Below are 12,843 nucleotides of genomic sequence, written 5' to 3'. Positions count from 1 at the left end.
TCACCGGACTGTTGGAACGCGCCGGCCCGACGAGGCCGGCGCGGTGACACGTGATCAGCGATTGGCGCGGATGTAGTCGGCGAGTTCCTTCGCCTCGGCGCCCTTGCCCATCTCTTCCATCTTCGCGGCCCAGACGTCGAGCATGTCGGGAACCTTCGCCTTCAGCGCGTCCGCGTCTTCGAAGGGAACGATCTCCATGCCGACTTCCCTCAATCCGTCCTCGGCCTTGGCCTCGTCGCCGGCGATCAGATCGTTGCCGAAGGCCTCGGCGTCGGCCGCCACTTCCTCGAACAGCGTGCGCACGTTGTCGGGCCAGCCTTCCCACTTGGTCTTCGAGATGAACAGCGTGTGGGCGCTGATGACGCCGAAGGACAGGTCGGTGCCGAATTTGGCCACCTGGTCGATCTTGAAGGCCTTGACCGCCGAGTTGAACATGTAGGTGCAATCCATCGCGCCCGACTGCATGGCCTGGATCATGTCGACCGGCGGGATGTTGACCGGGACGGCGCCGATGGCGCTGAACATCACCGGCACGAACGAGCCGTAGGAGCGGATCTTGGTGTTCTCCAGATCTGCCATCGTCTTGATCGGCTTGGTGCAGTAGACGCGGTAGTCGGGCAGGTAGCGATAGAGCAGCGGGTGCATGTTTGCCGCCGCGAGTTCCGCCTTGATGGTCTCGTTCGTCGTGAAGATGTCCGCCGTCAGCCGGTTCAGCTTCGGCCCGTCCGTGTAGGTGAAGGGCAGGGCGTTGGTGACCGCCGTGAAGGGCATGCGGGAGAACTGGTTGCCGGTCACGATGAGGCCGAGGTCGACCGCGCCGGAACCGACCAGATCGACCATCTCGGCCTCGCCGCCCAGCGTGTTGGCCCAGAAATGCCGAATCTTGATCTTGCCGCCGCTGCGCTTCTCGATCTCGGACGAGAAATACGTGTCGATCTTCGACGTGTTCACCACCTCCGGGATGTTGGAGGAGTAGCGAAGCGTCATTTCAGGATAGTCCTGTGCAAATCCGGCGCCGACGCCGAATGAGCAGAATGCAGCGATGGGCGCCAAAAGGCGTGAAAACTTCATCGGAATCCTCCCCGGATCGTACTGCGCAGCGCGCAGGGCTGGTATCACGCATTGCGGCGTCCTTGCCGCAATGGCAGTCTGTCATACAACATGACGGTATGATAATGCAAGCAGGGTAGCAGAGGCGAGGAGGAAACGGTGAATCCCCATTACGAGGTGCTGGCACTCAGGTTCGCGCAGACCGCGCCCGACCGGCCGCGGAGCGAGAACTTCATGCCCGGGATGGACCTGCACGACGGTCCCATGCCGCTCGACTACTACATCTGGGTGATCCGGGGCGACGGACGCGTGGTGGTGGTCGATACCGGTTTCGGCGAGGAAGCGGCGCGGGAGCGTGGCCGCAACCTGATCCACTCGCCGGCTGCGTTGCTGGCGCGGATCGGAGTTGACAGCGCAGGCGTCAAGGACGTGGTGCTGACGCATCTGCACTACGACCATGCCGGTTCGCTCCACGACTTCCCGGCTGCGACCTTCCATCTGCAGGACGAGGAGATGCGCTATGCCACGGGGCGTCCCATGTGTCATGCCTGCCTGCGCGCGCCATTCAATCTGCGCGACGTCATCGATGCCGTCACGCTGGTCCATGGCGGGCGGATGAAGTTCCACGATGGAGACGCGCAACTCTTTCCCGGCATTTCGGTGCACAGGGTGGGCGGCCACACAGGCGGCCTCCAGGTGGTTCGGGTGTCGACCGCCAGGGGACCGCTCGTGCTTGCGTCCGACGCGTTTCACTTTGCGGAGAACCGCAGGCGAAGGGCGCCGTTTCCGCTGGTGCATCACGTCGGCGAGATGCTCGACGGCTTCATCCGGTGCGAGGAACTGGCGGACGGCCGCGAGGATCTCCTCATTGCCGGGCACGATCCCGAAGTCCGCGAGCGCTGGCCCGAGCTCATTCCGGGCTTCCCCGACATCGTGCGGCTGGATCTGGAGCCGATTTGATCTGCCTGTAGTGTTGACATACTGTCATACAAACTGATATCCGCTCGAAGGTAATTCCGGGAGGACACATGCAGTTCGAACAAACCGTCAGCGCCCGTGGGCACGCCTATCGTCTTCAGGGCACCTATGACGCGGCCTTCGAAGGGGTCGCGGAAGCCTTCGCGGAAAACTTCGCCGTGGAAGAAGAGATCGGCGCGGCCACCGCCGTCTATGTCGACGGCCGAAAGGTCGTCGATCTCTGGGGCGGCTATCGCGACGCGGCGTCGAGCGAGCCGTGGCGGGAGGATACGATCCTCTGCATGATGTCGGTCGCCAAGGGCATCGCCGGCATGGCATTCAACATCCTGATCGATCGCGGTCTGGTCGATCCCGAAAAGCCTGTCGCGCATTACTGGCCGGAATTCGCGCAGAACGGCAAGGAAGGCGTCCTCGTACGCCATGTGCTGGACCACACCGCCGGCCTGCCGGTCGTTCTGGAGCCCTTGTGGAAAGGCGCGGTGTTCGACTGCGACGCCATCGTGGGCGCGCTGGAAAGACAGGCGCCGCTCTGGGAGCCCGGGACGACGGCGGCCTACCACATTCATACCCAGGGCAATCTCCTCGGGGAGATCGCCCGCCGCGTCACGGGCAAGCGCTTTCCGCAATTCATCGCCGCCGAGATGACGGGTCCGCTGGGCGCCGACTATCAGTACGGCAATCTTTCCGACGAGGACCTTGCGCGTTGTGCGACGCTGGTTCCGACCGTGGAAGGCACGCTGCTCGCCAAGCGCGATTCGGAGCCGGACACCCTGGTCGCGAAAGGCTTCACCCAGTTTCCCGACGAGCCTTTGCCGGTCACCTTGAATTCCACCGCCTGGCGGCGGGCGGAAATCACCAGCGCCTCCGGGCACGGCAACCCGCGCGCGGTTGCGCGCATCTATGGCGCCGTGGCTCGCGGCGGCGAACTCGACGGCGTTGCGCTGATGTCGGCCAAGACCGTCGAGGACATGCTCGTCGAGCAGCACAACCAGTTCGAGCGCATGCAGCAGCGGCCCTACCATCAGGGCCGCGGCATCCTCCTGAACACGCCGGTCTCCGTCTGGATGGGGCCGAACAGCCGCGCTTTCGGGCATCACGGCTTCGGCGGCTCGATCGGCATGGGCGATCCCGACGCGAAGATCGGCTTCTCCTACGGCTGCAACAAGATGCATGCGCGCGGGGACAATGGCCCGCGGGCGCGCCGCATCATCGAAGCTCTCTACGAGGCGATCTGACCATGGCCGCATCCTCCTCCCAGGAACGCGTCGCGGCCATCACGGGCGGCGCAGGCGGCATCGGCGAGGCCTGCGTCGCCCGTCTGCGCCGCGACGGCTGGCAGGTCGTGGTTCTCGACCGTGACATGGATCTCGCCCGACAGGTCGCCGATCGTCATGGCGCCATCGCCCACGAGATCGACCTTGCCGATACAGCGAGCATCGACGCCGCCGCCGCCTGGGTCGAACGCGAGGTCGGGCCGTGCTCCGCGCTTGCCGCGGTCGCCGCGCATCTCGAGAACCCGCATATGCCCGAAAGGCAGGACGAGGCCGAATGGGACGCGATCCTGCGCGTCAACCTGACGGGCACGTTCCGCACCCTGACCGCCTTCGGCGCCGGCATGCTGGAGCGCGGCGCCGGCTCGATCGTCACCGTGGGCTCGATCACCGCCTTCAATTCCAGCCCGCTTCAGGCCTATGGCCCGACGAAGGCGGCGATCATCAACATGTCACGGAACTTTGCGGTGGCATGGGGCCGCCGCGGCATTCGCGTCAACTGCGTCTGCCCCGGGCCGACCCGCACGCCAGCCGTCGAGGCGAGCTATGCGCGCGGCGAGCGCAACCCCGATACGATGATCCGCCAGACGGCGCTCGGGCGCCTGGTGAAACCGGAGCAGGTGGCGAACGCAATCGCGTTCCTCCTGTCCGACGAGGCTGGCGCCATCACCGGCATCGAACTTCCCGTCGATTCGGGCACGCTGGCCACCCAATTGTGGAGCCTCTACGGCGGCGTGCCGGATCCGCGGACCTGATCGAGGGAGGATGACCATGTCAGAAAATCTCACCAGCCAGGTCGTGCTGGTCACCGGCGCGGGGCGCGGCATCGGCGCGGCGACGGCGCGTCTTCTGGCCGCGCGCGGCGCCAGCGTCGGCGTGCTGGACATCGACGGCGACCTCGCTCATGCGACGACCGAAGCCATCACCGCCGCCGGCGGCAAGGCGCTGGCCATCGTTGCCGACGCCTCCGACCGGCAAGCCGTGTTCGACGCGGCGGCCGCGCTGGCCGGTGCCCATGGTCCGCTCACCGGCATCGTCAACGACGCGATATTCATTCGCTACGGGCCCATCGAAGGGGTCGAGGAAGAGGTGCTCGACCGCATGTTCGCGGTGGGGATCAAGGGCGCCTTCTGGGGCGTCCAGGCGCTGCTCGCCCATCGCGGCGACCAGCCGGCCTCGATCGTCAACCTCGCCTCGCCGGTGGCCGATCTCGGCACCGCCAACACCGCCTCCTACACCGCGGTGAAGGGTGCGATCGTGGCGCTCACCCGCCAGCTTGCCGTTGAACTCGGGCCGAAAGGCGTCCGCGTCAATGCCGTCGCGCCCGGCGCCGTGCCGACGCCCGGCGCCCGTGCGATCGTCGACGAGGCTGGCTATGCCAAGCGCCGCGCGCAGACGCCGCTCGGCCGTCTCGGCGGGGAGGACGAGATCGCGGCCGCGATCGCTTTCCTGATCGGACCCGACGCCAGTTTCGTCACCGGTGAAGTGCTGCATGCGGATGGCGGCATCACCGTCAAGTCGATGTAGGCCGCGCGATGACCGTGACGCCCTCGCGACGCGCTTCAGGGGTTCTTGGCGCCGATCGTCTTCAGCGCCGCAGTGGCCGCCGCCTCCACATGCGCGACGCAAACCTGCCAGGCGCGTTCCTCGTCACGCTGTTCCAGTGCGTCGAGGAACTCCCGCAGCTCCCGGATCGACTGCTGCGCCCGCGTGGCGCTCGACAGGGACACCACGCGAAGTTGCGAAACCCGCGTGTGGATACGCCGGAGCATGTCGGCGGCAACCGGATTGCCGGCGCCTTCGAGCAGGACGTCGTAGAAATGCGTCTTCGCCGCGATGAACGCCTCCGAGGAGAAATTGTCGTACACCTCCGCGAGGCGATCGACGCTCTGCCGCAGTTCGCGCATCTGCTCGGCCGTCGAGTGGCGCGCGAACAGGCGCGCCGCAAGACCTTCCAGCATCGCGCGCACCTCGTAGATCGATCGGGCGGTCTCTTCCGAAACGACGCTGACGCTGAGGCCCTTGTTGGGCTGCAGCGTGATCAGGCCGTCAGCCTGCAACTCGCGGAGGGCTTCGCGCAGCGAGGTGCGGGATACGCCCATCATCTCGCAGAGTTCGCGTTCGATGAGGCGCGCGCCGGCCGGGAACTTGCCGGTGGCGATGGCCATGCGCAGCCGCTCGGCCACCTGCTCGCGCAGTCCCGGCAAGGTCTGCACCTTCATCGACATGTCGTCGCTCGTGCTCGTCATCAATGCCATTCGCGCGCTCCTCTCCGCGGTTTCGATCCGGATCGTTTGAACGCACGGCAAACGTCACCGTAAATCCAGGGCGAATCTGAACATCGCCATATTGTATTTTTGTATGTCAAAGAACAAGAGGGACCTATGACCAACCCGTCAAAGACCATCGGCGACCTGTTCGAGGAGGGCCTCGCCTTGCGCCGCCAGGTGCTGGGTCACGAATATGTCGACCGGTCGATCAGTTCCGCCAACGACTTCATGATGGCGTTCCAGCACATCACGACGGAATGGTGCTGGGGCTACGCGTGGGGCCGAGACACGCTCGACCTCAAGACACGCAGCATGCTCAATCTCGCGATGCTGACGGCTTTGAACCGCGCCGCGGAGATCAAGCTGCACGTTCGCGGTGCCGTGAACAACGGCGTCACCGTCGAGGAGATCAAGGAAGTCCTGCTCCATGCCACCGTCTATTGCGGCATTCCGGCGGGTCTCGACGCGTTCAAGGCGGCGAACGAGGTGCTGACCGAAATGAAGGCGTTCGACAGCCCCGCCAAGTAGACGCGGGACCGGTCAGGGTGCCGACGTCGATGCCAGTCTGGCTCGACGTCGCGGCAGGTCACTCGACCCAGGCCGTGCCCGGCTTGGCCGCAGCGCAGAAGAGCGCGGCGGCGCGGCGGCTCTCGTCCGCCACCGCGCGAATGAACTGCTGGTGCGTCAGTGCCTGGTAGCTGGCGACCACCGGCATGGAAGGAAAGTGCTTCGTCACCTTCATCGATACCAGGCGACCGTTCGCGAGTTCGCGCCGGATCGCCACCGAGGGGAGCGCGGCGACGCCGAAGCCGTCGAGGATCAGGCTGACGATGGCGTAGAGCGAGTTGCAGGACGTCAGCTTGGACGCAAGCACCTGCTCGTCGTGGAAATAGGGCGCCACCATCTGGAATGGCGGCGAATCCTTCGGGAACGAGATGATCGGCATCGCCGCCAGATCCTGCGGCGTGTAGGTCCGGTCCGGATTGATCAGCCGGGGTGAGCCGACCCACACGATCTGCAGCACACAGGCCGTGAAATTGCGAAAGCCTTCGTCGACCACCGGCTGGATGGCGAAGATGATGTCGAAGAAGCCCTTTTTCAGCCCGAGCGCGAGCGCCTTGGTGCCGTCGACGGTCAGTTCGACGCGCAGATGCGGATAGCGGGCGTGCAGCGTCTCGATCAGGCCCGGCAGCCAGGTGGCCGCCACCGTGTCGATCGCACCGATGCGCAGCGTGGCGGCGACAGGCTCCGGCTCTTGCCGCAACCGGGCGCCGAGCCGGTCGAGTTCGGCCAGAACGGTCTCGAAGGTCACCAGCGCCTGCTCGCCGGCCTCCGTCAGGCGGAAGGCGCCGTCGCCGCGTTCGATGAGCCGGCAGCCCAGTTCGTCCTCGAGCGCGGCGATGCGGGCCGAAATGGCCGGCTGGCTGGTGGCCAGTTCCTCGGCCGCCCGGCGGAAATGGCGTGTCCTGGAGAGCACGACGAAGGTGCGCAGGTCGACGCTGCGAACCTGCAGGCCGCGGCCGGCCCGGCTTGGGGGCCGCTCGTCGCCGCTCACGCGGGCAGGATCCGTACGCGATCGGGCGCGATGCCGATGCGTGCCTGGGCGCCGGGTTCCAGCATGACGGACGCAGGCGCCAGCACGCTGATCTTCTGGCCGGCGAGGTCGAGGATGTAGCGGTGCCGCGATCCCAGATAGACCCGCGTGATGACCGTTGCCGTGAGGCCGCCCTCGTCGAGGAAGTCGACATTTTCCTGCCGCAGGGCGAGCGTTGCCTTGCCGTCCGGCGACCCGGCGGAAACCGGCAGCGTCTGTCCGTCGGCCAGCCGCGCAACGTTGCCCTCGATCCGGGCGGGCACGAGGTTCGCGGCGCCAAGGAACGAGGAGGCATAGGCGGTCGCGGGCGCATCGTAGATCTCGCGCGGCGAAGCCTCCTGCTCGATCTCGCCGGCATTCATCAACACGACCCGATCCGACAGCGACAGCGCCTCGTCCTGATCATGCGTGACGAAGAGCGTCGTCAGGCCGATGCGGCGATGGATCTCGATCAGTTCGACCTGCATCTCCTCGCGCAGCCGCGCGTCGAGGTTTGACAACGGCTCGTCGAGGAGGAGTACCTTCGGGTTCGACACGATGGCGCGGGCCAACGCCACGCGCTGCTGCTGTCCGCCCGAAAGCTGGCGCGGCGCGCGGTCGGCCAGATGCGTCAGTTGCACGGTTTCCAGTGCCGCCTTCACCTTCGCATCTTGTTCCTCGCGGTTGCCGACGCGGCGCATCCGGAGCGGAAAGCGGACGTTGTCCGACACGCTCATGTGCGGCAGCAGCGCATAGCTCTGGAACATCATGGCGATGTCGCGCTTCTCGGGCGGCAGGTCGGTGACGTCGCTGCCGCCGATCTCGACCTTGCCCGAGCTGACGCCCTCCAGTCCCGCCACGATTCGCAGCAGGGTGGTCTTGCCGCAACCGGACGCGCCGAGCAGCGACACGAACTCGCCCGACCGGATGGTCAGGTCGATTCCGCGCAGAACCTCGACCTTGCCGAAGGACTTGGTGATGTTGGTCAGCGTCAGGTCGGACATCGCTCTCTAACCACTCGCGAAACGGGTGAGGCCCAGCATGCGCTCGAGGATCAGCATGAGAGCAATCGTGATCAGGATCATCAGCGTCGAAACCGCAGCCACCGTCGGGTCGGGAGAGAATTCGAGCTGGCCGTAGATCTGCACGGGCAGGGTCGTGAGGTTGGGATTGCGCAGGAAGAGCGACAGCACCGCCTCGTCGAAGGAAATGTTGAAGGCGAAGAAGGCGCCGGCGAGAAGGCCAGGACGGCATTGCGGCAAGGTGACGAACCAGAGCCGCTTCAGGCGCGTGGCGCCCATCGTGCGGGCCGCCTCCTCCAGGAAGGGATCGCGTTCGGCGAGCACCGCCAGCGTGGTGCGGATGACGTAGGGGATGGCGATGACCGTGTGGGCAAGCCACAGAGCCTGGAACGAAGTGGGTCCGAAGACGGCGCTCCACAGCATCAGCAGGCCGATGGCGAAGATGATCGAGGGCAGCACGAGAGGCGACAGGAAGAAGGTTTCGACCGCTCCACCCGACCGCCCGCCGCGCGACAGCCCGATCGCCGCCGCGCCGCCCAGGAGGCTGGCCGAGATCGTGACCAGGACCGCGAGGTTCAGCGACAGCCAGAACGCGTTGAGATAGGCCGGTGAGCCCAGCGCCCTCTCGTACCAGCGGAACGAGAATCCGTTCGGCGGAAAGGCGATGAACTGGCTCGCGGAAACCGAGACGCCCATCACCACGACCAGCGGCGCCAGCATGAAGACGGCCGCCAGTGCCACGAAGACCCACGCGCCGACGCGCAGCCAGCCGGGAACCGCCCTAACCATGCGCGCGCCTCCCCAGCCTGAGATAGGGAACCAGCAGGAGTGCGATGCCGGCGAACAGGATGACTGCCTGAGCCGCGGCGAAATTCCAGTCCAGCGTCTGGGTGACGTTCTTGTAGATCGAGCCGGCCAGCACCTCGATCCGCGGTCCGCCAAGCAGCGCCGGTGTCACGAAGGACGATGCGGAGAGCGTGAAGACGAGGATCGACCCGGCCAGCAGGCCCGGGGCCGCCAGCGGCAGCACCACCATGCGCATCGTCTGAAGGAAGGAACAGCCCATCGTGCGCGCCGCCTCCTCCAGCCGTGGATCGAGGCGGACGATGACGCCGAGCAGCGACAGCACCATGAACGGGAGAAGCACCTGCACCATGCCGAGCAGGATGGCGGTTTCGGTGTGCATGAGCTGGAAGCTCCGGCCCACGAGGTCGAAATCGCGCAGCGTCGAGGCGATCAGCCCGTTGCGCCCCAGGAGCACCATCCAGCCGAAGGTGCGCACGACGACGGAGGTCATCAGCGGCAGGATCACCATGATCACCAGCCAGAGCCTCACGCGAGGACCGCTGCGCGCCATGATGTAGGACAGGGGGAAACCGATGACGGCGCAGACTGCGGTGATGATCGCCGACAGATAGACGGTGCGCCAGAGTATCGACGGGTAGAAGCCGTCCTGGAAGAATCGTGCGAACTGGTCGGTGGTGAAGCCGTCGGGGCCCTGCACCGAGAGCACCAGCATCCGGGTGATCGGGAGAACGAATCCGAGGACCAGCAGCGCCAGTCCGGGGAGCAGGAACAGCCATGTTTCGCGACGGTCTGTCATTGCTTTCGCTTCTGTCGCGCCGGGAACCCGGCCCGCGCCTCGGCGCGGGCCGGGCCGGTCCCGCTCAGCGGGCGATCGTCTTTGCGAAGGCCTCGGTCCAGGCCGAGCGATTGGCCTCGATGACGCGCGGATCGAAACGCATCAGGCCCTTGGCGGCGTCGGCGCCGTAGACGACGTCGGCGGCGACTTCATCGGTCAGCACGGTCTTGGAGTTGGTCGGCGTGTAGCGCAGCGCTTCCGAGAAGCAGGCCTGCGCGTCCGGCGAAAGCGACTTGTCGATGAACTTCGACGCCAGCTCCACATTGTCGCGCCCGGCGACGAGGTTGGCGGTGATGAAGCTTGCCGGCGTGCCTTCCTCGCCCTGGATGAACTTCACGTCCAGGCCGGCCTTCTTCAGCGTGAAGGCATAATCCGAGGCGTAGGGCGCGATCCACGCGTCGTTCTGCGCGAACTCCGCCTGGATTTCGGGCGATGTCGAGACGACGACCGCGCCCGCGTCGAGAAGCTGGCTCACGGCGTCGAGGCCCGGCTGGATATCGTCGCCGGATCCGCCCGCGATCTGGTTCAGCATCAGGAGGCCGATCATGCCATAGCCGTTGGTGATGTTGGTCAGCACCAGATGCTCGGCATATTCCGGCTTCATCAGGTCGGCCCACTTGGTCGGCTCGCTCGGAACCTTGTCCGCGGCGACGACCAGGCCGACGGCGGCGATCTGGTAGGCCGGGCCTTCGCCGTTGGCTACGCCGGCCTTGGCGAAGTCGTAGAGGTCGGCCAGCGAAGGAACCATCTCCTCGGTGACGGGCAGCAGCAGCCCTTCGGACGCGCCGACGATCTCCTGGCCGCCCGAGAAATGGATCACGTCATACTGCGGCGCGTCCTTCTGGGCGCGCAGCTGTGCGAACGCATCGGCCGAGTAGGCGGTGACGATGTTGACCTTCGCGCCGGTCTCGGCCGTGAACGGATCGATGACGCACTTGCGGTGGGCCTCTTCGTAGGCGCCGCCGAAGGAGTTGATGGTGATCTCCTGCGCCAGCGCCGGAGCGGCGAATGCACAGAGCGTGGCAGTCAAAGCAAGACGTGCGGTGGCGGTCATGACGGTTCCCTTTGTTATGCGTTTTCGGAAGAGGCTTTACGCCTGATGTCTTCGAAGTCGACGGCGCGCCGGAGCGCGCCGGCAGCCTTACTTCACCCGGCCGAGCTCGACCATGCGCTCGCCCTTGCGACGGATCACCCGGCACTGCTGGACCACGGCGTCGAAATTTTCGGTGACCTTGCCCCAGAAATTCGGGGCGGTCCATCCCGTCGGACCGGCGGTGCGGGCGCCTTCGCCATAGACCAGGCCGATTTCCCAGAACTCGTCCGGATCCATCTTGAAGTAGTTCTTGGGCTGGTAGAACCAGAGCAGTTCGCCCGGCGCCGGGAAGCTGGTGATGTTCTCGGGTCCGAGAGACTTTGGATCGAACGTCTGGGCGCTTTCGGGAAGGCCCATCATGATCTCGGGTCCGGTGAAGGAGGCGTGCAGCGCCGGCCACTGGATGGGCTGGTGCAGCGCACCCCAGATCGCGTCGCAGGTCTTGGGCGCCACATCCTCATAAAGAGAAATGATGCCAGTGACGTCAGCTTCGAGAAACTTGATGTAGAGCTTGCGCTCGGACATGGGTCCATACTCCCTGTTAATGCCCAATGGGAGCAGAAAACAGGGGATTGGTCCAATTCAATCGCAAGATCGGATCGATCAGAAAATATTATCAGCCGCTTTCCGCCGATGCGGCGGCATGCCTCGGGTGACTTCCGGGAAACGGGCAGGCGAAATCGGCCGACCTGTCGCCTGCGTTGCCCGTCGTCGCGGCTACTGCCGTATGTAGGCCCGCCGGGCACCGTCACTCGGTGTGCCGATATGCCCCGGCGTTGCCGCGCGGCGGGGTACGGGCAGCCATCCCGGTTGCGGGGTAGGCCGTACGAAGGACGCTCGACGCGTCCTACTGAAGTTCCCGCCGCACGATCGCTGCGCCGTCGGCCATCGCCTTCATCTTGCCGAAGGCGACCTCGCGCGGCAGGTACTTCAGCCCGCAATCCGGGGCGATCACGATCCGCGCTGCGTCGACGTTCGGCAGTGCCCGTCGGATCCGGGCCGCCACCGTCTCCGCCGTCTCGATCTCGTGGGTGGACAGGTCGAGCACACCGAGGATGATCTTCTTGTCGGGCAGCGTCTTCAGCACGGACGTATCGAGGTTCGACTGCGCCGTCTCGATCGACACCGCCTTGCACGAGCAGCCCGAGAATTCCGGCAGGAAGGAATAGCCCTCCGGACGGTGGTGGATGATCGCGGCATAGCCGAAGCAGATGTGCACGGCGGTCTCGCCCTCGATGCCCTCCAGCGCCCGGTTGAGCGCGGCAAGCCCGTACTGGCGCGCCGGCTCCGGCCGCGCCTGCATGTAGGGCTCGTCGATCTGGACGATGTCGGCGCCTGCGGCGAAGAGGTCGCGGATCTCCTCGTTCACCGCCGCCGCATAGTCGAGCGCCATCTCGGCCGGGTCGTCGTAAAAGTCGTTCTGCGCCTGTTGCGACATGGTGAAGGGGCCGGGGACGGTGATTTTGATCGTCCGGTCCGTGTTGGCCCGCAGGAACGTCACGTCGCCGACCTCCACGGCATGGCGGCGCGAGATCCTGCCCACCACGCGCGGCACAGGGTTGGGGTGCCCCGACCGGTCGAGCGCGGAGCCGGGATTGTCGATGTCGACCCCGTCGAGCGCGGTTGCGAAGCGGTTGGAGTAGCTCTCGCGCCGCATCTCGCCGTCGGTGATGATGTCCAGGCCCGCCCGCTCCTGGTCACGGATGGCCAGAAGCGTGGCGTCGTTCTGCGCCTCTTCCAGATGCTCGGGCGCCACGCGCCAGAGTTCGGTGGCCCGCACGCGTGGCGGAAAGCGTCCCGCCAGCTTGGCGCGGTCGATCAGCCATTCCGGCTGGGCGTAGGAACCGACGAGCGAGGTCGGCAGAAGCGGCAAGGGCCGGGCCATCGGTGGTTCTCCCAGGGAAGGATGGACAGGGCGGCGCCTCCTGCGCCGCCATGCCAGGG

At 66.0% G+C, this 12,843-nt stretch carries 14 protein-coding genes; 5 read left to right on the top strand and 9 right to left on the bottom strand.

What is annotated here, in order from left to right; translation table 11 throughout:
* Window positions 1-54 precede the first annotated feature (54 nt).
* Window positions 55-1,071: a TRAP transporter substrate-binding protein DctP gene (gene dctP / locus EJC49_RS21040; RefSeq protein WP_126701892.1), complete on the bottom strand. Its 1,017-nt coding sequence runs from the start codon at window positions 1,069-1,071 to the stop codon at window positions 55-57.
* Between the two features lie 138 nt (window positions 1,072-1,209).
* Between dctP and EJC49_RS21035 the strand changes: the two genes are divergently transcribed.
* The 4 genes from EJC49_RS21035 (at window position 1,210) to EJC49_RS21020 (ending at window position 4,826) form a co-directional block, all read left to right on the top strand.
* Complete coding sequence (locus tag EJC49_RS21035; RefSeq protein ID WP_210211831.1) at window positions 1,210-2,010, top strand: N-acyl homoserine lactonase family protein; 801 nt, start codon at window positions 1,210-1,212, stop codon at window positions 2,008-2,010.
* A 68-nt stretch (window positions 2,011-2,078) separates the two neighbouring features.
* Complete coding sequence (locus EJC49_RS21030) at window positions 2,079-3,263, top strand: serine hydrolase domain-containing protein (protein ID WP_126701891.1); 1,185 nt, start codon at window positions 2,079-2,081, stop codon at window positions 3,261-3,263.
* A 2-nt stretch (window positions 3,264-3,265) separates the two neighbouring features.
* The gene (locus EJC49_RS21025; RefSeq protein WP_126701890.1) at window positions 3,266-4,054 is read left to right on the top strand and encodes an SDR family NAD(P)-dependent oxidoreductase; all 789 of its coding nucleotides are present in this window, start codon (window positions 3,266-3,268) and stop codon (window positions 4,052-4,054) included.
* A gap of 16 nt (window positions 4,055-4,070) precedes the next feature.
* Complete coding sequence (locus EJC49_RS21020) at window positions 4,071-4,826, top strand: SDR family NAD(P)-dependent oxidoreductase (RefSeq protein ID WP_170314812.1); 756 nt, start codon at window positions 4,071-4,073, stop codon at window positions 4,824-4,826.
* Window positions 4,827-4,861: 35 nt separating this feature from the next.
* Here EJC49_RS21020 and EJC49_RS21015 read toward each other — a convergent pair whose 3' ends face one another.
* Complete coding sequence (locus EJC49_RS21015) at window positions 4,862-5,557, bottom strand: GntR family transcriptional regulator (RefSeq protein WP_126701888.1); 696 nt, start codon at window positions 5,555-5,557, stop codon at window positions 4,862-4,864.
* Between the two features lie 126 nt (window positions 5,558-5,683).
* Here EJC49_RS21015 and EJC49_RS21010 point away from each other — a divergent pair, with 126 nt between their 5' ends.
* A complete protein-coding gene (locus EJC49_RS21010) occupies window positions 5,684-6,097 on the top strand; it encodes a carboxymuconolactone decarboxylase family protein (protein ID WP_126701887.1) in 414 nt (137 codons plus the stop codon).
* Between the two features lie 58 nt (window positions 6,098-6,155).
* Here the strand turns inward: EJC49_RS21010 and EJC49_RS21005 are convergent, their stop codons facing one another.
* The 7 genes from EJC49_RS21005 to EJC49_RS20975 form a co-directional block, all read right to left on the bottom strand.
* Complete coding sequence (locus tag EJC49_RS21005; RefSeq protein ID WP_245453503.1) at window positions 6,156-7,124, bottom strand: LysR family transcriptional regulator; 969 nt, start codon at window positions 7,122-7,124, stop codon at window positions 6,156-6,158.
* Window positions 7,121-8,146, bottom strand: coding sequence for an ABC transporter ATP-binding protein (locus EJC49_RS21000; RefSeq protein ID WP_126701886.1), 1,026 nt, complete (start codon window positions 8,144-8,146; stop codon window positions 7,121-7,123). The genes EJC49_RS21005 and EJC49_RS21000 overlap by 4 nt, the downstream gene beginning before the upstream one ends.
* Window positions 8,147-8,152: 6 nt before the next feature.
* A complete protein-coding gene (locus EJC49_RS20995; RefSeq protein ID WP_126701885.1) occupies window positions 8,153-8,953 on the bottom strand; it encodes an ABC transporter permease in 801 nt (266 codons plus the stop codon).
* On the bottom strand, window positions 8,946-9,767 hold the full coding sequence (locus EJC49_RS20990) for an ABC transporter permease (RefSeq protein ID WP_126701884.1): 822 nt from the start codon (window positions 9,765-9,767) through the stop codon (window positions 8,946-8,948). The genes EJC49_RS20995 and EJC49_RS20990 overlap by 8 nt, the downstream gene beginning before the upstream one ends.
* Before the next feature lie 64 nt (window positions 9,768-9,831).
* A complete protein-coding gene (locus tag EJC49_RS20985; protein ID WP_126701883.1) occupies window positions 9,832-10,860 on the bottom strand; it encodes an ABC transporter substrate-binding protein in 1,029 nt (342 codons plus the stop codon).
* An 87-nt stretch (window positions 10,861-10,947) separates the two neighbouring features.
* Window positions 10,948-11,424 (bottom strand): DUF3830 family protein, encoded by a 477-nt coding sequence (locus EJC49_RS20980; RefSeq protein ID WP_126701882.1) that lies wholly within the window; start codon window positions 11,422-11,424, stop codon window positions 10,948-10,950.
* 322 nt (window positions 11,425-11,746) lie between these two features.
* Window positions 11,747-12,784 carry a uroporphyrinogen decarboxylase family protein gene (locus EJC49_RS20975; RefSeq protein ID WP_126701881.1) on the bottom strand — a complete coding sequence of 346 codons (1,038 nt, stop codon included), beginning with the start codon at window positions 12,782-12,784 and terminating at the stop codon, window positions 11,747-11,749.
* Window positions 12,785-12,843: the final 59 nt, after the last annotated feature.

Origin of the sequence: Aquibium carbonis (genome assembly GCF_003970795.1) — a bacterium.
GTDB lineage: Bacteria > Pseudomonadota > Alphaproteobacteria > Rhizobiales > Rhizobiaceae > Aquibium > Aquibium carbonis.
Note: the sequence above shows the minus strand (reverse complement) of the source record. Positions and strands in the feature narration are given on the sequence as shown.